26 protein-coding genes and 2 pseudogenes are annotated in these 21,532 nt (G+C 70.8%); 17 read left to right on the plus strand and 11 right to left on the minus strand.

Going from position 1 to position 21,532, the window contains the following annotated elements:
• From H299_RS38295 to H299_RS0112800, 6 genes and pseudogenes are all read left to right on the plus strand, one after another.
• Positions 1-523: RHS repeat-associated core domain-containing protein (locus H299_RS38295; RefSeq protein WP_486587255.1), on the plus strand; the 523-nt coding region annotated here is incomplete at its 5' end.
• 42 nt (positions 524-565) lie between these two features.
• The gene (locus H299_RS39590) at positions 566-964 is read left to right on the plus strand and encodes a hypothetical protein (RefSeq protein ID WP_158692319.1); all 399 of its coding nucleotides are present in this window, start codon (positions 566-568) and stop codon (positions 962-964) included.
• A 159-nt stretch (positions 965-1,123) separates the two neighbouring features.
• Complete coding sequence (locus H299_RS38300; protein WP_199782438.1) at positions 1,124-1,678, plus strand: hypothetical protein; 555 nt, start codon at positions 1,124-1,126, stop codon at positions 1,676-1,678.
• A 289-nt stretch (positions 1,679-1,967) separates the two neighbouring features.
• Positions 1,968-3,261, plus strand: a pseudogene (locus H299_RS33825) (IS630 family transposase).
• A 446-nt stretch (positions 3,262-3,707) separates the two neighbouring features.
• Positions 3,708-4,274, plus strand: coding sequence for a hypothetical protein (locus tag H299_RS33830; protein WP_486587256.1), 567 nt, complete (start codon positions 3,708-3,710; stop codon positions 4,272-4,274).
• 197 nt (positions 4,275-4,471) lie between these two features.
• Positions 4,472-4,645, plus strand: coding sequence for a hypothetical protein (locus H299_RS0112800; protein WP_158692320.1), 174 nt, complete (start codon positions 4,472-4,474; stop codon positions 4,643-4,645).
• Between the two features lie 34 nt (positions 4,646-4,679).
• On the opposite strand, the gene H299_RS38305 is transcribed toward H299_RS0112800, so the two are convergent.
• Both H299_RS38305 and H299_RS0112810 read right to left on the minus strand, forming a co-directional pair.
• Positions 4,680-4,865 carry a DUF397 domain-containing protein gene (locus tag H299_RS38305; RefSeq protein ID WP_078512690.1) on the minus strand — a complete coding sequence of 62 codons (186 nt, stop codon included), beginning with the start codon at positions 4,863-4,865 and terminating at the stop codon, positions 4,680-4,682.
• A 212-nt stretch (positions 4,866-5,077) separates the two neighbouring features.
• On the minus strand, positions 5,078-5,929 hold the full coding sequence (locus tag H299_RS0112810; RefSeq protein WP_027748737.1) for a Scr1 family TA system antitoxin-like transcriptional regulator: 852 nt from the start codon (positions 5,927-5,929) through the stop codon (positions 5,078-5,080).
• On the opposite strand from H299_RS0112810, the gene H299_RS33835 reads away from it, so the two are divergent.
• On the plus strand, positions 5,930-6,367 hold the full coding sequence (locus H299_RS33835) for an ATP-binding protein (RefSeq protein ID WP_051262409.1): 438 nt from the start codon (positions 5,930-5,932) through the stop codon (positions 6,365-6,367). It abuts the gene before it with no gap.
• A gap of 105 nt (positions 6,368-6,472) precedes the next feature.
• On the opposite strand, the pseudogene H299_RS33840 reads toward H299_RS33835, so the two are convergent.
• Positions 6,473-7,098: pseudogene (locus H299_RS33840) on the minus strand (NAD(P)-binding domain-containing protein).
• A gap of 363 nt (positions 7,099-7,461) precedes the next feature.
• Here H299_RS33840 and H299_RS40405 point away from each other — a divergent pair.
• Together H299_RS40405 and vph are read left to right on the plus strand one after the other, a co-directional pair.
• Complete coding sequence (locus tag H299_RS40405; RefSeq protein ID WP_027748738.1) at positions 7,462-7,995, plus strand: VOC family protein; 534 nt, start codon at positions 7,462-7,464, stop codon at positions 7,993-7,995.
• A gap of 133 nt (positions 7,996-8,128) precedes the next feature.
• The gene (vph, locus tag H299_RS0112830) at positions 8,129-8,992 is read left to right on the plus strand and encodes a viomycin phosphotransferase (protein ID WP_027748739.1); all 864 of its coding nucleotides are present in this window, start codon (positions 8,129-8,131) and stop codon (positions 8,990-8,992) included.
• A gap of 60 nt (positions 8,993-9,052) precedes the next feature.
• Here the strand turns inward: vph and H299_RS0112835 are convergent, their stop codons facing one another.
• Positions 9,053-9,859 (minus strand): alpha/beta fold hydrolase, encoded by an 807-nt coding sequence (locus tag H299_RS0112835; RefSeq protein WP_027748740.1) that lies wholly within the window; start codon positions 9,857-9,859, stop codon positions 9,053-9,055.
• A 168-nt stretch (positions 9,860-10,027) separates the two neighbouring features.
• Between H299_RS0112835 and H299_RS40410 the strand changes: the two genes are divergently transcribed.
• Complete coding sequence (locus tag H299_RS40410; protein ID WP_486587257.1) at positions 10,028-10,702, plus strand: DUF6881 domain-containing protein; 675 nt, start codon at positions 10,028-10,030, stop codon at positions 10,700-10,702.
• A 58-nt stretch (positions 10,703-10,760) separates the two neighbouring features.
• Here H299_RS40410 and H299_RS0112845 read toward each other — a convergent pair whose 3' ends face one another.
• A complete protein-coding gene (locus H299_RS0112845) occupies positions 10,761-11,687 on the minus strand; it encodes an MmyB family transcriptional regulator (protein WP_037758889.1) in 927 nt (308 codons plus the stop codon).
• A gap of 211 nt (positions 11,688-11,898) precedes the next feature.
• Between H299_RS0112845 and H299_RS0112850 the strand changes: the two genes are divergently transcribed.
• Complete coding sequence (locus tag H299_RS0112850) at positions 11,899-12,189, plus strand: putative quinol monooxygenase (protein ID WP_027748743.1); 291 nt, start codon at positions 11,899-11,901, stop codon at positions 12,187-12,189.
• An 84-nt stretch (positions 12,190-12,273) separates the two neighbouring features.
• Here the strand turns inward: H299_RS0112850 and H299_RS0112855 are convergent, their stop codons facing one another.
• Positions 12,274-12,864 carry a helix-turn-helix domain-containing protein gene (locus H299_RS0112855; protein ID WP_027748744.1) on the minus strand — a complete coding sequence of 197 codons (591 nt, stop codon included), beginning with the start codon at positions 12,862-12,864 and terminating at the stop codon, positions 12,274-12,276.
• A gap of 94 nt (positions 12,865-12,958) precedes the next feature.
• Here H299_RS0112855 and H299_RS33845 point away from each other — a divergent pair, with 94 nt between their 5' ends.
• Together H299_RS33845 and H299_RS0112865 are read left to right on the plus strand one after the other, a co-directional pair.
• A complete protein-coding gene (locus H299_RS33845; protein WP_078512692.1) occupies positions 12,959-13,801 on the plus strand; it encodes an AzlC family ABC transporter permease in 843 nt (280 codons plus the stop codon).
• On the plus strand, positions 13,798-14,124 hold the full coding sequence (locus tag H299_RS0112865) for an AzlD domain-containing protein (protein ID WP_027748745.1): 327 nt from the start codon (positions 13,798-13,800) through the stop codon (positions 14,122-14,124). The genes H299_RS33845 and H299_RS0112865 overlap by 4 nt, the downstream gene beginning before the upstream one ends.
• A 77-nt stretch (positions 14,125-14,201) precedes the next feature.
• Here the strand turns inward: H299_RS0112865 and H299_RS0112870 are convergent, their stop codons facing one another.
• The gene (locus H299_RS0112870; RefSeq protein ID WP_027748746.1) at positions 14,202-14,984 is read right to left on the minus strand and encodes an SDR family NAD(P)-dependent oxidoreductase; all 783 of its coding nucleotides are present in this window, start codon (positions 14,982-14,984) and stop codon (positions 14,202-14,204) included.
• A gap of 69 nt (positions 14,985-15,053) precedes the next feature.
• Here H299_RS0112870 and H299_RS33850 point away from each other — a divergent pair, with 69 nt between their 5' ends.
• A complete protein-coding gene (locus H299_RS33850; protein WP_051262410.1) occupies positions 15,054-16,031 on the plus strand; it encodes a LysR family transcriptional regulator in 978 nt (325 codons plus the stop codon).
• Positions 16,032-16,133: 102 nt separating this feature from the next.
• Here H299_RS33850 and H299_RS33855 read toward each other — a convergent pair whose 3' ends face one another.
• The gene (locus tag H299_RS33855; protein WP_486587258.1) at positions 16,134-17,261 is read right to left on the minus strand and encodes a serine/threonine-protein kinase; all 1,128 of its coding nucleotides are present in this window, start codon (positions 17,259-17,261) and stop codon (positions 16,134-16,136) included.
• Between the two features lie 103 nt (positions 17,262-17,364).
• A complete protein-coding gene (locus H299_RS0112885) occupies positions 17,365-18,111 on the minus strand; it encodes a hypothetical protein (protein ID WP_027748747.1) in 747 nt (248 codons plus the stop codon).
• Positions 18,112-18,318: 207 nt separating this feature from the next.
• Between H299_RS0112885 and H299_RS33860 the strand changes: the two genes are divergently transcribed.
• Complete coding sequence (locus tag H299_RS33860; RefSeq protein ID WP_051262412.1) at positions 18,319-19,008, plus strand: HD domain-containing protein; 690 nt, start codon at positions 18,319-18,321, stop codon at positions 19,006-19,008.
• A gap of 61 nt (positions 19,009-19,069) precedes the next feature.
• Positions 19,070-19,531, plus strand: coding sequence for a GNAT family N-acetyltransferase (locus H299_RS0112895; RefSeq protein WP_486587264.1), 462 nt, complete (start codon positions 19,070-19,072; stop codon positions 19,529-19,531).
• On the opposite strand, the gene H299_RS0112900 is transcribed toward H299_RS0112895, so the two are convergent.
• The gene (locus tag H299_RS0112900) at positions 19,507-20,415 is read right to left on the minus strand and encodes an imine reductase family protein (protein WP_027748749.1); all 909 of its coding nucleotides are present in this window, start codon (positions 20,413-20,415) and stop codon (positions 19,507-19,509) included. The two genes, H299_RS0112895 and H299_RS0112900, sit on opposite strands and share 25 nt — an antisense overlap.
• Before the next feature lie 133 nt (positions 20,416-20,548).
• Here H299_RS0112900 and H299_RS0112905 point away from each other — a divergent pair, with 133 nt between their 5' ends.
• Positions 20,549-20,887 (plus strand): winged helix-turn-helix transcriptional regulator, encoded by a 339-nt coding sequence (locus tag H299_RS0112905; RefSeq protein WP_027748750.1) that lies wholly within the window; start codon positions 20,549-20,551, stop codon positions 20,885-20,887.
• A gap of 132 nt (positions 20,888-21,019) precedes the next feature.
• Here the strand turns inward: H299_RS0112905 and H299_RS0112910 are convergent, their stop codons facing one another.
• A complete protein-coding gene (locus tag H299_RS0112910) occupies positions 21,020-21,475 on the minus strand; it encodes a hypothetical protein (protein WP_486587259.1) in 456 nt (151 codons plus the stop codon).
• Positions 21,476-21,532: the final 57 nt, after the last annotated feature.

The raw sequence follows: 21,532 nt of genomic DNA on the forward strand, positions 1-21,532 counted from the left end.
CAACTTCCACCGCCACTACGACCCCACCACGGCCCGCTACACCACCCCCGACCCCCTCGGCCTGTCCCCAGCCCCCAACCCCCTCGCATACGTCCCCAACCCCCACACCTGGACCGACGTTCTAGGTCTGGCGCCAGGCGAATGCTCGGAGGAGTCCAAGGCTCAGAAAAGCAGAGGAAGAGTTGCTCAAGAGTATGGGGATGCATACGAAGCCCACCTGCTAGAAGAGTTGGGCGGCGGCGGAGGATTCTCCGAAATGGGTCGGCAGTTCGACGGCGCATTCATCGACAGGGCGACCGGGCATGGGACTTGGTACGAGGCGAAGTCTGGGAATTTTTGGGATAACCTTGAGGCGAACCCGAAGCGGATGGCTAAATTTCTGTCTACGGAAGGTCAGAAATTTGGAATAGCAGTTGAGAAGGGTATTGACTATATGGTTATATCGGAGAAGCAGATTCCTGAGAGTGTTACTAAGTGGCTGGACAAGAAGGGAATCCCTCATCGAGTGATTCCTGCTAGTTAGAGGTGCGTGAATGATATGAGTAGGAGTGCCGACATTGATTTCGTGTTCGAACGGCCAGTAACCGTGTCGGCTGTTCTGGATAGACTTTCGCGGGAGGGGATTCGCACGGCGAATGGCGGCATGATCTCGTATGTGGTCGACTCGGATCAGAGTTTCGACTGGGTGCGAGTCGCTGAGAGCGAGATCGAGCACGTCATTCACGAAGCGGATGCTGCGGACGTTGAGGGTACCAGTTTCGGTATCTCAGTTTATTTGGATGACCGAGAGACGGGAGGAGATTTTCTCTTTCACCCTGGACGAACTGAAGTATCTTTTATGGTTGAAATAAATCGAAAACACCTACCGGGGTCGAGGTTCTGTGACTTTGGCTGGTATATGCAGCGACTGGTGCCTTCTTTGGAGGAACTGGGCTTGATGGAACTTGTTGCACGTGATTCCTGAAGGCGTGAGTATCCGCGCGCGTAGACGGGTTGGTACCCGAGGAGTTGTGAGAGCACCGGCGAGCGAAGAGCTATCGCGAACTTACTGGAGCAGTACGTGGTTCGGTGGAAGTTCTCGGCCGTCTCAGAGTTTTTACTCCAGTCGTAGATCACGATTCTCATGACTGATTCGCGGCTTCTCGTCCGTAGTCGCGTGGTGCGGCTTGCCAGCTTGAAGTCCAGCGACCGGCGGGTGCGCCCGCGATCGTTCTGGTTTGGGCACTTTGGAAACGATGGATTGCTGCTGTGCTGTCAGGGCGCAAGGACGGATGGCGTCAGCAGCGGCAGGTTTTCGTATATGACAGATGGAAGAGAGGCATACACATTCGAATCTGATCTGCTTGTGCAAGAAGAACTTCCGGAGGGATTCTCATACCCTTCCGAATTTCTTCGCGTCGTTGAACTCGGACTTGTAAATCTGGAGCCGTGGTGGGTTTTCGACGGGCAGCAACTGCGTACGCGGGTGTCAGGATTGAAGACACGATTCCCCGACAGGAAGCTCATTCCTTTCGCCCGACGTGAGGACAACGACGATGTTGCCTGCTGGGACCTGGTCGCAGGTGACGTCGTCTTGATCCATGACTTTTCGAGTCCGGGTTACGAGCAGCGGAAGCGGTACGCGGATTTCTATGGATGGCTTCGCGAAGCAATTGAGGACTTGATCGAGCACGGGTGATTCTTCTGCTCCTGGCTGCACAGGAACGGAAACTGGATGCTGCATCGACGCTCATCGAATTTGGTGCACAAGTCGGCATAGTGAAGAGGGGAGAAGATGGCGAACAACCGTATTGGCATGTGTGACTTTAGTAAGTGGTGAATGAGTCGACTCTGACACGCAGAAGATCAAAGCTGGGAAAGTTTCAAGTTTGGCAATGCTCTGTCAGTCACGCGACTCTACTCTTGCGTAGCTATCAACCTAGTGTCCTGCGCCGGAAATTCTGGCGTTAAGTTGCTACGGTTTCAGGATGTCGTTTCCGGGACGTTCTTCCGTCGAGTTCGTGTTGACCGCTGGCGAGCGTGACCAGTTGGTGCGCTGGTCACAGGGGGCGTCTAGATTGGCTGTCCGGGCGCGCATTGTGCTGCGGTGTGCCGAGCCGGATGTTGTGTACGCACGGGTCGCCGATGACTTGGGTGTGTCGGCTATGACGGTCGGCAAGTGGCGTAAGCGGCTTTCGGAGTCGCGGCTGGAGGGCCTGGCGGACTCTGACCGGCCGGGACGGCCGAAGACGGGCCTGGTTCTGAGTGATCTTGAACGTGAACAGCTGACGCGTTGGGCCCGTCGGGCGAAGTCCTCGCGGGCTTTGGCGTTGCGGTCGAGGATCGTGCTGGCGTGCGCCGAGGACACGTCGAACAAACGGGTCGCCGCCCGGCTGGGGACCTCGGTGTCCACTGTGGCCCGGTGGTGACGCCGGTTCGTTGAGCTGCGGCTGGAAGGTCTGGCCGACGTACTGCGTCCGGGCCGGCCACCGTCGATCCTCCTCGACCGGGTCGAGGAAGTTGTCGTTGCCACGCTGGAGACGTCGCCGCGTGATGCCACGCACTGGTCGCGGGCGTCGATGGCCGAGCGGACCGGCCTGTCGAAGTCGACGATCGGCCGGATCTGGCGGCAGTTCGACCTCAAGCTGCACGTCCAGGACACGTTCAAGCTGTCCGCGGATCCGCAGTTCGTGGAGAAGGTCGTTGATGTCGTCGGCCTTTATCACCACCCGCCGGAGAAGGCGGTGGTGCTGTGTGTGGACGAGAAGTCCCAGGTGCAGGCTCTGGACCGCACGCAGCCGGCCCTGCCGATGATGCCCGGCATGCCGGAGCGGCGCACCCACGACTACCAACGGCACGGCGTGACCAGCCTGTTCGCCGCGTTCGACATCGAAAACGGGAGCGTCATCAGCTCCCTTCATCGCCTCCATCGGGCCGTGGAGTTCAAGAAATTCCTGGTCAAGATAGACAAGGCAGTGCCGGCTGAACTCGACGTTCACCTGATCTGTGACAACTACGCCACCCACAAAACGCCCGCCATCAGAGCCTGGCTCGGACGGCACCCCCGATTCCAGGTCCACTTCACACCGACTGGCTCCAGCTGGATCAATCAGGTCGAGCGGTGGTTCGGGCACCTCACCGACAAGCTCATCCGCCGAGGGACCCACCGATCGGTCCAAGCGCTCGAGGCCGACATCCGCACCCACATGGACCAAGAGCGCCGACGAGATCCTCAACTCGTTATCGAAATATATCGCCAGGATTTCCGGCGCAGGACACTAGCGTCCTGAGCAGTTAATTCGTGTGCAGCAGGTGGTGAGGGTTTCCAGGATCTCGTCAGCGGTTTTGGCCCCCACGAAGGGCTGGAGGCGCTGGGGCTCGACGGCGACGAGATCGTTCACGGGGTGGGGGTCCGGACGGCGTCGACGACGAGGAGTACTTCACGCTGTACTTCCTCGCCCTCAAGGAGGCGTACAGTGCGGCCGTTCGGGCGGACGCGGGGATGACGATGTCCTGGTACTGACGGTCCGTGCCGGCGTCCTGAGCATGCCGCCCACCGCATGGAGTGAGAACCCGCTCCGTCCCTCGCGATCACGTTTCCGGTCCGGCGGACCAGCGGTGCGCGGGCCGTCTACGCTGGGCTGGTGCAGGGTTCTCGGGCTGGGTCGGGCAGTGCTGACGCACTGGTGGCGGCCTTCCCCGTTCGGCTCGCCGGGGACGTACGGAGCGTGCTCGCTGTCCTGCCCGCCGCTGAGTTTCCGCCGGTCCGGCCGTTCCAAGTCCTGGTGCAGGGTGAGCCGGTCACCATTCCCGGGCGGATCTACCACGACGAGCCGGACGTCGGCGCCGAGCGTTCCCTCACCGGGACCCAGCGCTTGATTCTGGACTGCCTGTACTCGCGGAGCAGCGATGGCCGGGTTCGGCAGCGTCGACTGGAGCAGCTCGTGGGCTCGGGTGAGCCGTGGGTGGCGCCGTTCGTCGTGCAGTTGGCCGGTGAGTACGTGGTGGAGATCCTGGAGTCGATCCGCCGGGGGCTGCCCGGACTTGACGTGCCGGGGTCGCCCCAGCGGGAAATGTACGGGGATTGCCTCAGCCGGAACGCGTCGTTCTCCGCGCGGACAGAACGGCGATTGGTGAGCTACTGGTCCTGCTATTACCGAGCGAAGTTCCCGGTGTTCGGCACCTATCCGGGAAGTGCGCTGGCCGAGGCGTTCCGGGCCGCGGCTGCGGAGCACGCCGGTGTGGCGTGGCCCCGCCAGACGCCCCGCCCGCCCCGGTCGGGCCTGGGAGGATGAAGCGCGCACAATTCAGAACCCTGCGTGTTTATGGGGGCGGCGGTGCGACCCGTCGGTGGGGCGCTGGCAGGGGTGGGATACCGTGGTCGGTGGTGGATTGCCGGATGTGTGCCGATGAGCCGTGGGGTGATTTCGTGAGCGCGAACGCTACGCTGATTTTTCTGATCGATTTGTACGTGTCCGGCGAGAATCGATCGATGAAGCTTTTGGGCCGGGTCGAGAGCATGCTCGTCGAGGAGTTCTTCGGTACCGAGGTGTTCGACGCGCTGGCCGAGCCGATTTCGCTCTACCGGCCCGGGAAGAAGCCGCCGTACATCGGCGAGGCGGAGATGGTTGAGGCGTTCACGAAGGCGCGCGCGCTCGTCGCGTAGCGGGTGCCCGCAGGCGCGGCAGCGGTCCCGGCCGTCAGGCGGACTTGCGGTGCCGGATGAGGGCGGCGAGCGCGGTCGGTGTGGTGCGGATGGTCTCCCCGGGGGTGGCGCTCTCCCGCAGGGCTATGGAGGCGGCGGTGCTGGCCGCTGCCACTTCGACGCAGTTGTTGCCGTCGCCGCCGCCTGAGAACGAAGATTTCTGCCAAGAGTGATGCGCCATATCCAGTTCTTCCCGTCAGGTTCGTCGGTTACGCGGGGGCACTGGTCGCGTAGCGGGGTTGGCGGGTGCGCAGTCGTGGTCGCGGTGGTCAGGTCGCCTTCAGGTGGAGTATGAGGCGGGCGAGGGCCGTGGGAGTGGTGACGATGATCTCGGTTGGGGTGTCGCTTTCGCTCAGGGCGATGCCCGTATCGGCAACCGCGATTTGGGAGGCCTCAGAGTTCTCGTGCGATGTGGTGAATGAGATCCTGTGACGGGCCGGGCTCCAGCGAGGTGTACTGGGCCCGGAGATAGAGCGCACGGAAGCGGGCCAGCTGCGGTTCCGCGTCGACGAATCCGCTGCCGTACGGGGCGTCGCGCTGCACTGTGTCGAGTTTGGGCACCATGCCGCCCACATGGAGCATCGCGCACCCGGCTCCGGCGAAGCCGTCCACCACGAATGGGATGACGCGGACGGTGACGTGGTCAGCTTCCGACAAGTCCAGGATTTGGCGCAGCTGTTGCCGCGCGATGCCCCGGTCACTCACCTTGGTTCGGAGTGCTGCCTCGTGGACCAGCGCATCATAGGTGAGGGCAGCGGTGCCTTCGAGGACGCATCGTCTGTGCATCCGGTGCGCGACCCATGCGGCGAGGTCGCCCCGAGGCAGTTCGGGGACGGTGTAGGAGAAGACCGCTGCGGCGTAGGCCTCGGTCTGGAACAACCCGGGGACGTGCGCGATGTCCACACCACGCAGGAACGTGGCGTGGTGCTCCAGTTCGGCCAGGTCGAGGAAACCCGGCGGCAGGATGCCCCGGTACTCCTCCCACCAGCCACGGGTGCGGTCCGTCGCCATGGCGACCAGGGCGTCCACGAAGGCGTTGTCCGGGCAGGCGTAGTGCGAGGCGAGTCTGCGCAGCCGGGCCTCGCTGATGCCCGCGCGGCCGGTCTCCATGTGGCTCATCTGCATGGGATTGGTGCCCTGGAGCGCGGCGGCCTCCCGCGCGGTCATGCCTGCCGCTTCCCGTAGCTTCCGAAGCTCGGTGCCCAGCCTTTCCTGGCGGGCGGTGGGCTGGTTTCTGGGCGGCATGTGTCCCCCGAACGCTGGGCCTGCACGCTGTACGTACCCCATGACGCCCGCGCCATCGGCGTCGCGCGGGCCACGCTGCACGCCGTCCTCGTGCGCAACGAGCTGCCCCAACTGCTGGACACGGCAGTGCTGTTGGCTTCCGAGCTGCTGACCAACGCCTATCTGTACTCCGCCGGGCCCGCCTCGCTGCGGCTGCGCCGTTCGCACGGGACGCTGCGCCTGGGCGTGTGGGACACCGAGCCGCAGCCGCCGCTGCCCGGCAGCCCCGGTGCCGAGGAGGAGGGCGGGCGGGGGCTGCTGCTGGTCAAGGTGTACGCGGACCGGTGGGGGTGGTTCCCGCTGGGGGGCGAAGTGGGCGGCGTGCGGGGCAAGTACACGTGGTGCGAGCTGGGGACGGAGACGGTGGACGATCCCGCGTGCTGGGACGTCGCCGCGTAGGCGGGGCGGGGCTCGGGTCGGGGACGGAAGACCGTGGCGGGTCACGGCCAGGGGATGGCCGTGACCCGCCACGGTCTCGCTGGGCACGCGTCCCCGCCGACCTCGTCAGCGCAGCAGTTCGTCCACGACGCCCGTGCCGCCCTCGTCGGCGTGGCCGTCGGCGAGGCGCTGTGCCATCAGGTTCATGTACGGGGTCATCAGCTCGGTGCTCACGCCCTGGCTCTCCGCCGTGTTCAGCAGGGTGGAGTTGGCCGCGACCATCATGCCGAGGTTGTTGACGACGTCCTTGGTGTAGTCCCCGTCGTGCAGGTGCGCGGGCGTCGTACAGGGCGGCGGCGCCGGGCTCCGCACCGGCGTACGTGGTGCCCACGGGTTTGGCCAGCGTTGCCTGGTGGGTGTCGAAGAGGGCGGGACCGCCATGATCCCGGCGTCCAGGAAGCGGGCGCCGCGCTCCTGCGCCCAGGTGGCGCGGGTGCGGGCCTGGGCCGGGGTGGTGGTGGTGAGGTTGACCAGGTCCTTGCCGGTCAGGTCGGCGTCGGCCAGCGTGTCGTCCACGGAGGTGTCGTCGAGGAGGCAGAGCACCACGAGGTCGTTGGCGGCCACCGCCTCGGCCGCGGTGCGGCGACGGTCGCGCCCTCGGCGGCGAGGGCGTCCGCCTTGCCCCTCGTGCGGTTCCAGACGGTGAGCGGGTGGCCGGCGGCGAGCCAGACGCGGGCGAAGGCGGTGCCCATGGCGCCGAGGCCGAGGAGGGCGAGCGGGCGCTGCACGTCAGCGGCCTCACGTCCTTCCACGAGTGCTTCGGCAAAGCGTTCCACCCCGGCGCCCCGACGCGGGCGGTGGCCAACCTGGAGTGGGCGGGCCTGCCGCGGGCCGTGCTGCTGGACCGGGCAGTGCCGTACGCCTCGGCGCGGCACGTCTGGTTCGAGGGGGCGGACGCCGGGTCCTTCGACGGTGTGGACGGCCTCACCTACCTCAAGGAGGGGCGACCCGGAGGTCCGCGTCGCTGGCCCGGGCCGCCCGCGCCGGATCGAGGACAGAAGATGACCGGAACGCTCACTAGCTTGCCGGTGACAGACGCCTTCGAAAGGACCGCCATGCCTGAGTCGACCCACCCCGCCCCGCAGGGGTACACCACCGTTTCGCCCTGGGTGGTCACCGAGGACACGGGCGGATTCCTCGACTTCGTCACCCGGGCGTTCGGCGGCGAGGAACTGTCGAGGGTGGCGACCGAGGACGGCTCGATCGGGCACGCGGAGATCCGCGTCGGCGACACCGTCGTGATGGCCTTCGACCGCCAGGCGGACTGGCCCGCCATGCCGAGTCTGCTGAACGTGTTCGTGGCCGACGTGGACGAGACCTTCGCGCAGGCCCTCGAAGCCGGCGGCCAGGTCGTCACTTCGCCGGCCGATGACGCGTTCGGGCAGCGGGGAGGGCGCCTCAAGGACCCCTTCGCCAACATCTGGTGGGTGACCAGCCACATCGAGGACCTCTCGGAGGATCAGATGTGGCAGCGGCTGCAGAATCCCGTGTACGCCGAGGCCATGAGCGCTGCACAGCAGACGCTGGACGCCGAGTTGAGCGGCCGGCGCCATGGACGCAGCAGCGCCCCGGTGCAGGACGTGGGCTGACCGCTGCGCCCTCCGGCCCGAGGCGCGACGTGCGGGGCGGAGCAGGGCGTGCTCCGGGGCGGGTGTGCGGCGCGGCTGCCGGTGCTTCGTGCACAATCGTCTCCGGCCCGTCGAGAGCATCCAGAGGACACCCTTGAGTATCCGCACGACGCAGCGCGCCCTGCTGACCCGCCTGCTGCCTGACGACGAACCGGCTGAGCTGACGGAGCGTCAGGGTCAGTTCCACCTGGTGGTCATGGGCTCGGACCGGGTCGTGTGCCTGCCGCGCACCCCGGCGGCAGCCGCCCGCCTGCCCCAGCGGGCGGCCGTCCTGCGCGCCCTGGCCGGACTCGACCTCGGCTTCCGTACACCGGAGCCGCTGCTCCAGGACAGCCTGCCGGGCGCCGACGAGGGGCCGTTCCTGGTGCTCAGCCGCATCCCCGGGGAACCGCTGGAGCCCGGTGCCCTCGGCGATGCCCAGGTGGCCGCCACCGTCGCGGCGCAGTACGCCGCGCTGCTGTCCGGTCTGGCCCGTGCCGGCGCCGAGGAGACGGTACGGGCGGTACTCCCGCAGGCGGCGGAAGGCCAGTGGCGGCAGTTCGCGGAGCACGTACGCGCGGAGCTGTTCCCGCTCATGTCCGAGGGCGGGCGCCTGCGGGCCGAGCGCGAACTCACCGCACTCGACGGCCTCCCCCACCGCACCGGGGCGGTGGTGCACGGCGATCTCGGTGCCGAGAACGTCCTCTGGGAGTGGACGCAGGGCCTGCCGCACCTCTCGGGAGTACTCGACTGGGACGAGGTCACGCTCGGCGACCCGGCCGAGGACCTCGCCGCCATCGGCGCCAGCTACGGCCCGCAGTTCCTGGAGCGGGTGCTCGCCCTGGGCGGCGGGTCACAGCACGGACTCCGCACCCGCATCGCCGCGATCCGTGGCACGTTCGCCTTGCAGCAGGCCCTCTCCGCGCTCCGCGACGGCGACGAGGAAGAACTCGCGGACGGACTGGCCGGCTACCGCTGAGGCGCAGCGGCACGTCGGTACCTCCGCTGCCTCGCGCAGGTGACCGCAGCAGTCAGCCCGTCACGGCGTCGGGGCGGTCCGGTCGAGGAAGCTGCCCACGGCGGCGGCGAAGGCGGCGGGGTCGTCCGCGTAGAGCCAGTGTCCGCAGCCGGGGAGTTCGACCAGTTCGGTGTGCGGGCGCGCGGTGGCCATCCAGCGTGCGGTGTGCGGGGTGAGGAGGAAGCTCTCGGCGCCGCGAAGCAGCAGCGCGGGCTGCCGGGACGCGGTCCAGTCGGCGGAGAAGTCGCCGGTCAGGGCGTGTTGGGAGGCCATCATCCCGTCGGTGTCGAAGAGCAGGCCCCAGCCGTCGGGGAACTCGTGGGCGCTCTCCAGGAAGTAGCTCGCGTCCGGGATGCCGCGGGCTTCGATCGCGGCGCGCAGCGCGTCGCGGGTGGCGGTGCGGCGGGGCCAGCCGGTGATGTCGAGTACGGGGCGGGTCTCGGGTTCGTGGTTGCGGACGGTCATGTCGGCCACCACGAGGGAGGAGACCAGGTCCGGGTGGCGCGCGGCGAGGAGGTAGCCGACGGCGCCGCCCATGGAGTGGCCGAGTACGGCGGCCGGGGCCAGGTCGAGGGCGTGCAGCAGGTCGGCGGCGTCCTGGACGTACGCCTCGGGGGTGTAGTCGCCGCCGTGGTCGGAGAGGCCGTGGCCGCGCAGGTCGAGGGCGACGACGCGGTGGCGTCCGGCGAGCGAGGCGGCCAGCGGGGCGAAGATGCGGCTGCGGCCGAAGTGCCCGTGCAGGGCCAGTACGGGCGTCCCGTCGCCGCCGAAGTCGCGGTAGGCGAAGCGGCGTTCGCGTAGCTGGAGGAAGGTCTCGACGGGGAGCATCGGTGCGGGCCCTTTCGGGGAGGGATGGCGGGTGAGGTGGTGGGGCGACTCGTCATCGTGCCAGGGTCGGGGTGGGTGTGCCCGCTGGTTTTCCGTGGTGGGCCGCGCCCGGGCCGTGTCCGGGGCAGGCCGGTGGGTGAGGCGGGAGCAACGGGAGGTGGTCGCGCGATGGTGACGGGCATGGGCGGGTACGGCGACGCGGACGCGGACTTCCCGGACGCGGTGCGGCTCGTCGGGAGGGTCCTGTCGGCCGATCCCGGGGAGCGGGTGGCCGGGGCCGAGGAGGTGGTGCGCGGCGCGGCGGAGTACCCGGCGCGGCAGGCGGTGCTGCTGGCCACGAACCTGGCGCTGGCGGCCTGGGAGGAGGAGGACACGGAGTGCCGGAGCAGCCAACTGCGAGCGCTGGTCGAGCTGGTGGAGGCGGGCCAGCCGGTCCACACCGTGCTGTGGCCGGTCGGGCAGTTGGCCAAGGCGGCGCTCGACGTCTGGTCCCGTCGGTATCTGGACCATCTGCTGGCGGTGCTGGCCGCGCCGACGGCGGCCTCACGCGAATCGATCATGGACTACTGGCGGGTCCACTGGCACCACGACCACCCGGACGAACCCGCCGTCCTCTACAGCGAGATCGGCCCGGACGGCTACGAGGCGCGCAAGGTCGAGGAGTTCCGGGACGGGCGGCTCGCCTGGGCGGACGAGCACGGCGGGGCGGGCGGGGCGGGGCTGGGCGAGATTCCCGTCGGGTCGATAGAGGAGGTGCGGGCGCAGGAGGAGTTCACGGCGGCCGTGATCACCCGCGAGGAGTTCCGGGGCGTGTGGGGGCGGGCGATCCGGCAGGGCGGCTGAGCGGCGGCGCGGGGCTGAGCGGCGGCGCGAGCCGCCTCGGCAGGGCGCGGCGGCCCCGTCAGCGCACCGGCTCGCCGTCGCGGGGCTGGGCCCAGCCCGCCAGCAGCCGCAGCGCCGTCTCGGACGGGGAGCCCGCCTCCACGGTGTGGGCGATGAGCGCCTGGTCCGGGTCGTCCGGGAGGCGCAGGGTCTCGAAGCCCAGGTCCAGGTCGCCGACGGCCGGATGCCGGTACGCGTACCGCCCGTGCGTCTTGTCCTTCAGCTCGTGCGCCGCCCACGCGGTGCGGAACTCCGGGCTGCGGCGGGTGAGTTCGTCCAGCAGCGCGGCCGTACGGGCGTCGCCGGGATGGCGCGTGGCGTCCAGGCGCAGGTACGCGACGATGTCGCCCACCTTGCCGTGCCAGTCGGCGTACAGGCTGCGCATGCCCTCGTCCAGCAGGACCAGGCGGGCGAGGTTGCGCTCGTGGGGCGGGAGGGCGCCGAAGTCCGTGATCAGGGCCGCCGCGAGCCCGTTCCAGGCCAGCACGTCGGTGTCGCGGCCGACGACGTACGCCGGTACGTCGGACGCCGAGTCCAGCAGCCGCCGCAGCCCCGGCCGTACGTGCTGCCGCTCGCGGACCGGCTCGGTGGAAGGCGCGGCGGAAGGGTCGGCGGAAGGGTCGGCGGGCCGCTCGCCGGCCGGGGGCGTCTCCGGGCCCGGCCAGGGGCGGGCCAGCCGGTAGAGGTGCCCGCGCTCGACCGGGTCCAGGCGCAGCGCGCGGGCCACCGCGTCGAGTACGGCCTCGGAGAAGTGCAGGGTGCGGCCCTGCTCCAGCCGGACGTAGTGGTCGATGCTGACCCCGGCGAGCTGGGCCAGCTCCTCCCTGCGCAGGCCGGGGACGCGGCGGCGGCCTCCGTAGTGCGGCAGCCCCAGTTCCTCGGGTCGCAGCCGGGCCCGTCGTGATCTGAGGAACTCGCCCAGTTCGGTACGCCGGTCCAGTGCCATGCGGCGAGTATGGCCCGGCCGTGTGCCCGGGGGGAGTCCGGAGCCTGGTCGCGGGGTGACCAGGCTCCGGTGTCCCAGGCAGCCGACGGCGCTGGGCGGGCGGGCTGCGGGCGCCCAGAGTGTGGTGCGCACAGTGCGGTGCGGGACGATCGGCCGTCCCGCTCGACAGCGCACCCCCAACCTCCGCTCGCAGCACAGGAGTTCACCCGTCATGACGCTCACCGTGATCGCCCACTTCCTGGCCGCCCCCGGCCGGGAGGCCCGCATCCGCACCGCGCTGGAGGCGATGATCGAGCCGTCGCTGGAGGAGCCGGGCTGCCTCTCGTACCGCCCCTACGCGGACCCCAACGACCCGGCCCGGTGGGCAGTCGTCGAGGAGTGGACGGGCCCGGAGGCGCTGGCCGCGCACTTCACGACGCCCCACTTCCGGCACGTGCGGGCGGTGCTGGACGAGGTGCTCGCCGAGCCGATGACCATCAGGAAGCTCGTGGCCGCGCCGTAGCGGCACGGGATCGGGGGCGGGAGCGCCGCGGTGGGCACCACCGCGGCGCTCCCGGCATGCCGAGGCCGCCCGGCCGGCCCGGACTCAGCTGTGCTCGGAGACGAGGACGGCCGCGGTGTCGGGCTCCAGGGCGCTGAAGACGTGCGGGAGGTCGCCCGGGTAGGCGGTGTAGTCGCCCGGCCGCAGCTCGACGGGGTCGTCGAGCAGGCCGACCAGGGCGCGGCCGGTGCTGAGCACGACATGTTCGACGACGCCGGGCATGTGCGGCTCGGACTCGCGGGGCGCGCCGGGCTGGGCGTGGATGAGGTACAGGTCGCGGCGGGTGTGCGGGGGCGCGGTGGAGAGCACGGTGGCCAGGTAGTGGGAGCGCTCGGCGGCGATGCCGGGGCCCTCGCCCGCCCGGATGACCTGGACGGTCGGACGCGGGGGCTCGACCAGGTGCGCGAACGGCACGTCCAGGGTCACGCTCAGCGCCCAGAGCGTCTCGACGCTCGGGTTGCCGCCGCCGGACTCCAGCTGCGACAGGGTCGACTTCGCGATGCCCGCCCGCCGGGCGACCTCGGCGAGTGACAGCCCGGCACGCCGGCGCTCCCGCTGGAGGGCGGCGGCGATGGCCGCGAGGGGGGCGCCGCCGTGCTCCCGGGCGGGTGTCTGTTCGCCGTGCTGCGGGGGCATGCGGGGGCTCCGTTCGGACTGGGCCGGATCGTTCGTCGTACGAGTCGATACGTTCGATTTGCCGAACGCCGTCTTCTCGTCCAGTCTAGAAGGCATGCGTTCGATATGGCGAACCCCCGGTGCGCCGCACCCCCCGCGTGCCCTGGACCCCGCCCTGCGCCGGGACATCGCGCTGGTGTGCCTGGCCGACGGGGTCGTGGGCATGTCGTACGGCGCGATCAGCGTCGGGCTGGGGCTGGACCTCTGGCTGCCGCTCGTCCTGTCCGTGCTCGTGCTGGCCGGGGCCTCGGAGATCCTGTTCGTGGGCATCGTGGCCGCGGGCGGCAGCCCGGTCGCGGCGGCCGTCGCGGGACTGCTGGTCAACTCCCGGCACCTGCCGTTCGGGCTGGCGGTCAGCGACGTGCTGGGGCGTGGCTGGCGGCGGGCGTTCGGCAGCCACCTGCTCAACGACGAGTCCCTCGTCTTCGCCCTCGGCCAGCGGGACGCGGAGCGGCGCCGGGCCGCCTTCTGGGCCTGCGGGCTCGGCATCCTGCTGTGCTGGCCGCTGGGCACTCTGGCGGGCGCGCTGCTGGGCACGGTGGTGCACGACACCGACGTCTTCGGGCTCGACGCGATGTTCCCGGCCGTGCTGCTGGCGCTGGTCCTGCCGCAGCTGCGGGAGCGGGGCGCGGGCGCGCGGCGTACGGCGGCGCTGACCGGTGCGGTGATCGCGCTCGCCGCGACGCCGTTCCTGCCGGCGGGGCTGCCGGTGCTGCTGGCGCTGGTCGCGCTGTTCGCCCTGGTGCGGCGGCGGCCTGGCGGGTACGGGGGGTCTGGCGGGCCTGTCGGGTCTGGCGGGCCTGGGCGGACGGAGCGGGTGGACGCGGTCGGCGGCGGCGCCGAGGGGACCGCGCCCGCGCCCGGGGCACCGGCCGAGGCGGCGGAGGAGGCGCGATGAGCGGGAGCACCGCCGTACTGCTGGCGGCCGTACTGGTGCTGGCGGCCGGGACCTTCGCGTTCCGCTTCGCCGGACCGCTGCTGCGGGACCGGATGAGCGTGTCCGGGCGCGCGGAGGAGCTGATGACGACCGCCGCGCTCGTCCTCCTCGCCGCGCTCGTGGCCACCACGGCGCTGAGCGAGGGCGCGGACTTCGCCGGGTACGCCCGCCCGGCCGGGGTCGCGGTGGGCGGGGTGCTGGCCTGGCGGCGGCTGCCGTTCGTGGCCGTGGTGCTGACGGCGGCGGGGGTCACGGCGCTGCTGCGGCTGCTGGGCGTGCCGTGACCATGCCGCCGCCCGCCACCGCCCGCGCACCGCTCGCCGTCCCCGTGCGCGGCGAGCGGTGCGCGGCGGCGGACTCGTCACCACGGCACCCGGTCGGCGTCCGCGAAGAAGCCGCCGGTGGGACCCGCGTCGTCCAGTGTCGCGAGCCGGATCGCGATCACCGCGCCGTCGGCCGCCGTACGGGTCAGGCCGCGGACCGAGGCGGTGAAGTCGGTGGCGCAGGCGCCCGGGTCGGCCGCGTTGACGAGGATGCCCTCCGGCCGCAGCTGCTTGGCGTACTGCACGGTGAGCTGGTTGAGCGCCGTCTTGGACGGCGCGTACGCGAGCAGCGCGGGCAGTTGCGCGAAGTAGTGGCCCTGGTCGCTCATCAGGCCCAGTGAGCCCACGCTCGACGACATGTTGACGATCCGCGCGGACGGTGCGCGCCGCAGCACCGGCAGCATCGCCTCGATCACCAGGAGCGCCCCGAACACGTTCGTCTCGAACACCTCGCGCACCGTGGCCAGATCGGCGGTACCGGGCAGCTGGCTCGGCACGTCCCCGGCGACGCCCGCGTTGTTGACCAGTACGTCCAGGCGGCCGAAGCGCCGCTCGACGTCCGCGGCGGCCTCCAGCACCGAGTCCTCGTCGGTCACATCCAGCCGCAGCACGTGCAGTTCGCCCGGCTCCGGGCCCGGCCCCGCCGCCTCCGCCTCCGCCCGCAGCTTGCCGGCCGCCTCGGCGCCCCGCTCCAGGTCCCGTACGCCGAGGAGCACGGTCATCCCGAGCGCGCTCAGCCCGGCGGCGATCTCCCGTCCGATGCCCCGTGCGGCGCCGGTCACCAGGGCGGTTCGTCCCGCTGTGTGCGTGTTGAGGTCCATGGCTTCAGCGTCGCAGCGGAGTGGGGGAATGCCCAGGACCAGGTGGGTCTGGGCGGATACCCTGACGGTATGGACCTGTTGGAGACCAGGGTGCTGGGCTACTTCGTGGCGGTCGCCGAGGAGTTGCACTTCGGGCGGGCCGCAGAGCGGCTGGGCATCGCGCAGCCGCCGCTGTCCCGGGCGATCCAGCAGCTCGAACGGCGGCTGGGCGTGGCCCTGTTCGAGCGCACCAGCCGCCAGGTCGCGCTCACGGCGGCGGGCGAGGTGCTGCTGCGCGACGGCACCCGGGCCCTCGACGCGATCGCCGGTGCGGCGCGCCGCGCGCAGCGGGCGGGCCGCGCCGCACCCGCCCTGGTGCTCGCCGTGAAGGCGGGTACGGATGCGGGGTTGCTCCCCGGCATCCTCAGCGCCTTCCGGGCCGAGCCCGAGGCGGTGCCGGTCGAGGTCGTCCACTCCACGGACGAACGGGTCGCCATGGTGCACGACGGCCGCGCCGACGCCGCGCTGCTGCACCTGCCGTGCAACGACATGACCGGGCTGGACACCGAAGAACTGCGGGTGGAACGGCAGTTGGTGGTGGTGCGGCCGGGCCATCGGCTGGCGGGGCGGGAGAGCGTGCTGCTCGCCGACCTGGAGCACGAGGTGCTGCCGCGCAGACCCGCCGAGCCCGGCCCCGACCCGGCGCCGCACATCCCGCACGCGCAGGCCCCGGACCTGGAGCCGGACCCGGACCCGCCGATCCCGGGTTCGCCGGGGCCGGAGGGCCCGCCCGGGCCGGACGGCAGGATGGTGCGCGATCTCGGGCTGCTGATGCACTACGTCTCCTCCGGCGCGGGCGTGGCGCTGCTGCCGGAGTCCGCCATCGGGCTGATCCCGCGTGCGCTGGTGTGCGTCCCGGTGCGCGACGCCCCGCCCGTCACGCTGGTGCTGGCCTGGCCGCAGCACAGCCGCTCCCGGGCGCTGGCGGCCCTCGCCCGCGTGGCGGGGGCCGTGTGCCGAGGCGGCGGGGGCCAGGGCGACGGGGGCCCGGTCGCGGTGGCGGTTTAGGACGTGTGACCTGGACGAGTGGTCCCGAAGTCTCGTCTGTGGGGCGGTGCCATGCACGCACGCTCCCCGCGTGGTGGGGAAGGCGAGCGCGGGTGCTGCGGGTCAACCACGCTCGATGCCGGTCGTGTGGTGGAGGAGTCTGCGGCCGTGGGGTGTGTGTACGAGGAGGGCGGGGCCTTGCCGGCCGACGGCGAGATGCCAGCTGCCTGCTTCCAGGTGTTCTGTCGGCGTCAGGGGGTTGCCTTCTTCGTCGGTCAGTTCACGGCGCTCCGGTACCGCGAACCAGAACGGTTGGAAATCCGCTGATGCGACGGGGTTCCGACACCTGGCGGCCGGGTCAAGCTCTGTGGGCGGATGTACCGCGGAGCTGCGACTCCGCGTGGGGAGGTCCCCCGCGGCGCTGCCCACCCCCGCAGTCGTCGTGCAGGCCATGCCGACGGGGGACAACGAGGCTAGGACCTCGGCCGTGGTTGGCCGATCGGACGGAGCGCGCTGGAGGCAGCGTGCGGCGACAGACCGCAGGGACGGGGGGAGGGCGGATACGTTCGCATCGATGTGTGCGGCCCGGTACATCAGGGCCATCGGCGAGCCCTCACCGAAGGCCCGGCCACCTGCCGCGTGTACCAAGACGGCTCCCAGCGCGAACAGATCGCATGCCGGCCCCACCTGCTTCCCGGTGATTTGCTCGGGTGAGAGAAATCCAGCGGTGCCGATCACTCCGCTGGTCACCGTCACCCCGGTCCCCTCCAGGGCTCGGGCGATACCGAAGTCAAGAACCCGCGGCCCGTCCTCACTCATCATGATGTTGGATGGTTTCAGGTCACGGTGGACCAGACCGCAGCCGTGGATGGCTCGCAGCGCTTCCGCAAGCGCTGCCCCTAGCGCACGCAGTGCGCTCTCGCTCAACGGGCCGTCCTCCGTAACCACCTGAGCCAGGGGCCGTCCGGGGATGTAGGCAGTGACCATCCATGGCGGGTCGGCTTCGGGGTCGGCATCCACCACCTGCGCCGTGTGGAAACCGCCGACCCGACGGGCCGCTTGGACCTCGCGGTGGAAGCGCACCCGGAATTCGGGATCGGCAGCCAGTTCTGCCCGGGCGACTTTCACCGCGACTGCACGGCCTCCAGGTGATCTCCCCAGGTAAACCTGGCCCATGCCGCCTTCGCCCAGTCTGCTTTCGATGGAATAGTCACCGACCAGACGCGGGTCGGTCCCGCTGAGACCGGACACATGCCCCTCCCCGACAGTTGGGCTGCCCGCCCGAAGGATAGCGACCTCGGTGCGTGGTGGGGCTCTCGAGGAGCGGTAGTTCCCCGAAGCCCCCGCCGTGCGTTCAGGTGGCGACGGGCACCCGGACCTCGTCGCGTATGCGGGCCACCTTCTCCGCGAGGGCCGCGAGGTCGACCTCGGCAGGGCCCGCCGCGACGGTCCCCGGGCTGCTGTCCAGCACGATGCCCTGCGTGTGCGGGTCCGCCCAGGAGCAGCTGGGGAGCGTCTCCGATCCGTCCCGCGAGGTCCGCACCTGCACCTCGCACACGATCTCCCCGCGCCCGTCCGGGCTGTACGACCTGCGCGGGACGGCTATCCGCACGCCCGGGTCGTCGGCCATGCCGTCCAGAATCGCGTAGCGCGGGTAGGCGGGGTCCGCCAGCGTCGAGGTGACGCCCTGGTAGACGAACTCGCCGTCGCCGGACGGCGCCGCGTACACCCCCGCCGTCGGCTCCAGCTGCCGGGCGAACGCGGAGTCGCGGGGCAGCGTACGGGCCGCGCTCGCGGACAGGTCGCGGGAGAGCGCGTACTTCTGGCCCAGCAGGGAGTCCGGCAGCGTCAGGGCGTACGCCGTCCCGGCCGGGTCCTTGCCGTCCGCCGCGTCCGGGTCCGGGTGGTACGCCTCCCAGACGATCCAGGCCACCATGAGCAGCGCCAGCACCCCGGTCACCACGGCGAGTACGGCGACCCGGCCGGAGCTGGGACCCCAGCCGGAGGCACCGCCCGAGCCCTCGTACGGGGCATCGCGAGCCGCCGCCGGAGGGGGCGCTCCGCAGCCGCCGGGGTGGTGCGGAGGCGGTGGCACGGACATGAGTCCCCCTCATCGGTCGTGGCAGGCGCCGGTACACCGTAGTGGCTGCGTACGAACAGGTGGCCAAAGCAGCGAAGACACCGAAAGTACTCTCGCAGTCACGGTGCGGCGCCACCAGGGTGCGGGAAGCACACGCACGACGCGGGCCGCCGCCGGTCGGCAGAAAAGTGCGGCGCGCGCGGGTTCCCCGCGTGCCACGATGGCGCCATGGCAGACGATCAACGCAGACTCCTGGCGGCAGAGTCACCGTTCCCGGACACGCTGGACGCGCGGCTGCGCGACCAGTTCACGTTCCTGGTGGAGGTGGACGCGCTGAAGACGGTGCTGCGCAGGTCCCCGCTGGCCGCCGCCCGGCGCCTGGAGAACGACGCGGAGCACTCCTGGCATCTGGCCATGATGGTGCTCGTCCTTGCCGAGCACGCCGACGAGCCGGTCGACATCGGCCACACGGTGCGGCTGGTCGTGGTGCACGACCTGATCGAGATCTACGCGGGCGACACCCCGCTCTACGACGCGGAGGCGGGCAAGGACCAGCGCGAGCGTGAAGTGGCCGCCGCCGACGAGCTGTTCGCGCTGCTGCCCGCCGACCAGGCCCACTGGCTACGGGAGTTGTGGGACGAGTTCGAGGAGCGCCGCACCCCCGAGGCGCGGTTCGCCAAGGCGATGGACCGGCTCCAGCCGCTGCTGCTCAACTGGATGGCGCAGGGCGGTACATGGAGTACGCCGGGGGTCACCGCCGACGACGTCCGGGCGCGCAAGGCCGTCATCAAGGACGCCTCCGGAACGCTGTGGGAGGCGGGGCGGCAGCTCATCGATGCGGGCGAGGAGCGCGGCTGGGTGCGCGGCGCGCGCCCCGGCATACAGCCCGGCGAGCCGGTGGAGGGCCCGCGTGCTTAAGGGGCTGCCGCAGTGCCGGGTGCGCCCCCGGCAGGCGCACGACCTGGACGTGTGCGTCGAGGTGCTCGCCGGGGTGCACGAGCGGGACGGCTATCCGGTCAACTGGCCCGAGAAGCCCGCCGCCTGGCTCGACTACCCGGCACTGCTGGCCGCCTGGGTGGCCGAACTCGACGGGCGGATCGTCGGCCACGTCGGGCTCTCCCGCAGCGAGGAGGGCGACGTGGCGGCGGCCCTGTGGAGCATGCGGGAGGGTGTCGCCGTCGAGGGCACCGCCGTGGTGAGCCGCCTGTACGTCGCCCCCTCGGCGCGCGGCCACGGCATCGGCGCGCTGCTGATGGCCCGCGCCGTACGGGAGGCGCGGGCGCTGGAGCTGCACCCCGTGCTGGACGTGGTGGCCTCCGACACCTCGGCGGCCGCCCTCTACGAGCACCTGGGCTGGGCACTGCTGGCGACCGTCGAGCAGCAGTGGGGCCCCGCCCAGACGGTCACCGTACGGTGCTACGCGGCCCCCGAGGACCCCTGAGCCTGCGGCGCGCGCAGCATGTCGATGAGCGCCGAGATGCTGTGCTCCCGGTGCCCGGCGGCGACGGCCCGCCGCAGCAGTTCGTGCTGGGGCTCGTGCCAGGAGGTGTCGAGGTTCGCCTCCTGGCCGATCTCGTGGTCGTAGGGGATGCCGTCGTGGAAGACGCCCACGGTGCTGAACGGCCGGGTGAAGTCGCCGCTGTCGATCTCCTCGGCCAGCATCGGCAGGACGGAGGAGATCATCTCCAGCCACTTGACGGTGTACCGCACCATCGTGCTCGCCGGGATGCCGCGCTCCGTCACGAGCGCGGCACCCTGGAAGAAGCCCAGCAGGGCGGGCAGCAGCAGGCCGCCCACCGCCGCCTCGTACAGGGCCGCGAGGTCCACGTCCTCCCCGAGGTGGACGGTGTCGCCGCCCAGCACCCGCAGCACCGGCTCGTAGGTGTCGAACACCGACCGGTCGCCGCTGTAGTAGAGCAGCGTGTCCGGCTTGCCGACGGCGTCCGGCACGTTCTTGACGGCGCCGCCGAGGAAGCGCGCGCCGTGTCCGTCCGCCCAGGCGGCCATCGTGCGGGCGCCGCCCGGGGTGCCGCTGTTCAGGGTGATCAGCGTCCGTCCGGCGAGCGCGGGCCCGGCCGGTTCCAGGGCTTCGGCGGTGGCGTCGAACGTGGAGAGGCAGGAGATGACCAGCGGGCTCGCGGTGACCGCCGCCTCCACCGTCGCCGCGTGCGCGGCGCCCTTGCCGATGAGGGGCGCGGCCTTGGCGGGGGTGCGGTTCCACACGGTCGTGGGGTGGCCGGCCGCGAGGAACGCCTCGGCCAGGGCGGTGCCCATCAGGCCCAGGCCGATCACGGTCACCGGGGTGCGTTCGGGGGTGTCGGTCATGCGTGTGCTCCGGTCCTTGGGGTTCCGTGGGTGTCGGGTCCATGCTGGGTGCCACACAGAACTCTGATCAAGTACCTACAATTTTGTCGGGTACCGGCAAAAATGTAGGTGGCAGCAGACCGAGGGAGGCGTGATGCAGAAGCGGCCGTACACCTGCGGGCTGGACGCGGCGCTCGACGTGATGGGCGGCAAGTGGAAGGCGCTCATCCTGTGGGACCTCCTGGACGGGCCGTGCCGCTTCGGCGAGCTGCGGCGCTCGGTGGCCGGGATCAGCGAGCGGGTGCTGATCCTCCAGCTCAAGGAGCTGGGCGCGGCCGGGCTGGTGCACCGCGAGAGCTATCACGAGGTGCCGCCGAAGGTGGAGTACTCGCTGACCGACTTCGGACGCTCGCTGATGGACGCGCTCGCCCCGCTCGGCGAGTGGGGCCAGGAGAACATGCAGCACATCACCGACGCCCGCCCGGACGCGTGACCCGGCCGCCCTTGGCGGCGGGAACGGCACACGGCTCGCGGTGCTGCTGACCGCGTATCCGATGCTGCGCGCGGCACCGTGGGCGAACTCGTGAGCCCGTGGGCGCGGGCCGCGTGAGGGTCCGCGCCTGGACTACCGGATGTCCGTGCAGATCCGGCGGGCCTCTGCCAGGTACTTCTTCACCTCGGCGTCGAACTTGAACACGCTGGAGTGACGCTTCTGCGCCTGGGCGAGGGCGTCCGAGAGCGGCTTGTACTCCCGGTCTTCCCGAGCCGCTGCGGCGGACAGGTCGAAGGCACCGCTCCAACGGTGGTGGGCCACCCAGCGTTCGTTGGCCTTCTTCGCCGTGTACTCCGACTCGTCGAAGCCGGCGAGAGCGTTGCAGGCGCCACGTGCGTCGGCCGCCGGCCCTGGCTTGGAGGTTTCCGCGGTGTCGCCGCCGGTGACCGCCCAGGCCACGCCCACACCTGCGGCGCCGAGCACCAGCCCGATCGCCAGGGCCGCCGCCAACAGGCCGGTGCGACGTGGCGCGGCGGCGGAGCCGCTGGGGCTGAGGGGTGCGGGCGGGACCGGCGGCTGCTCTGGCATGGCCCTGACCGTACCCTCCGGCCTTCAGGCAGCGGCAGGCGGTACCGGCCACAGCTC

The sequence above is a fragment of the Streptomyces sp. CNH287 genome, from assembly GCF_000424825.1.

Coding starts and splice junctions, on each gene's coding strand:
- H299_RS0112800 (WP_158692320.1), top strand. CDS start 4,472: ATGAAGCTTTTGGGCCGGGTCGAGAGCATGCTCGTCGAGGAGTTCTTC.
- H299_RS33850 (WP_051262410.1), top strand. CDS start 15,054: ATGGACCTGTTGGAGACCAGGGTGCTGGGCTACTTCGTGGCGGTCGCC.
- H299_RS38305 (WP_078512690.1), bottom strand. CDS start 4,865: ATGGCGCATCACTCTTGGCAGAAATCTTCGTTCTCAGGCGGCGGCGAC.
- H299_RS0112865 (WP_027748745.1), top strand. CDS start 13,798: ATGAGCGGGAGCACCGCCGTACTGCTGGCGGCCGTACTGGTGCTGGCG.
- H299_RS33860 (WP_051262412.1), top strand. CDS start 18,319: ATGGCAGACGATCAACGCAGACTCCTGGCGGCAGAGTCACCGTTCCCG.
- H299_RS38300 (WP_199782438.1), top strand. CDS start 1,124: ATGACTGATTCGCGGCTTCTCGTCCGTAGTCGCGTGGTGCGGCTTGCC.
- H299_RS0112905 (WP_027748750.1), top strand. CDS start 20,549: ATGCAGAAGCGGCCGTACACCTGCGGGCTGGACGCGGCGCTCGACGTG.
- H299_RS0112900 (WP_027748749.1), bottom strand. CDS start 20,415: ATGACCGACACCCCCGAACGCACCCCGGTGACCGTGATCGGCCTGGGC.
- H299_RS0112850 (WP_027748743.1), top strand. CDS start 11,899: ATGACGCTCACCGTGATCGCCCACTTCCTGGCCGCCCCCGGCCGGGAG.
- H299_RS0112910 (WP_486587259.1), bottom strand. CDS start 21,475: ATGCCAGAGCAGCCGCCGGTCCCGCCCGCACCCCTCAGCCCCAGCGGC.
- H299_RS0112810 (WP_027748737.1), bottom strand. CDS start 5,929: ATGCCGCCCAGAAACCAGCCCACCGCCCGCCAGGAAAGGCTGGGCACC.
- H299_RS0112870 (WP_027748746.1), bottom strand. CDS start 14,984: ATGGACCTCAACACGCACACAGCGGGACGAACCGCCCTGGTGACCGGC.
- H299_RS0112845 (WP_037758889.1), bottom strand. CDS start 11,687: ATGGCACTGGACCGGCGTACCGAACTGGGCGAGTTCCTCAGATCACGA.
- H299_RS40405 (WP_027748738.1), top strand. CDS start 7,462: ATGCCTGAGTCGACCCACCCCGCCCCGCAGGGGTACACCACCGTTTCG.
- H299_RS0112855 (WP_027748744.1), bottom strand. CDS start 12,864: ATGCCCCCGCAGCACGGCGAACAGACACCCGCCCGGGAGCACGGCGGC.
- H299_RS40410 (WP_486587257.1), top strand. CDS start 10,028: ATGGTGACGGGCATGGGCGGGTACGGCGACGCGGACGCGGACTTCCCG.
- H299_RS0112885 (WP_027748747.1), bottom strand. CDS start 18,111: ATGTCCGTGCCACCGCCTCCGCACCACCCCGGCGGCTGCGGAGCGCCC.
- H299_RS0112835 (WP_027748740.1), bottom strand. CDS start 9,859: ATGCTCCCCGTCGAGACCTTCCTCCAGCTACGCGAACGCCGCTTCGCC.
- H299_RS33845 (WP_078512692.1), top strand. CDS start 12,959: ATGCGTTCGATATGGCGAACCCCCGGTGCGCCGCACCCCCCGCGTGCC.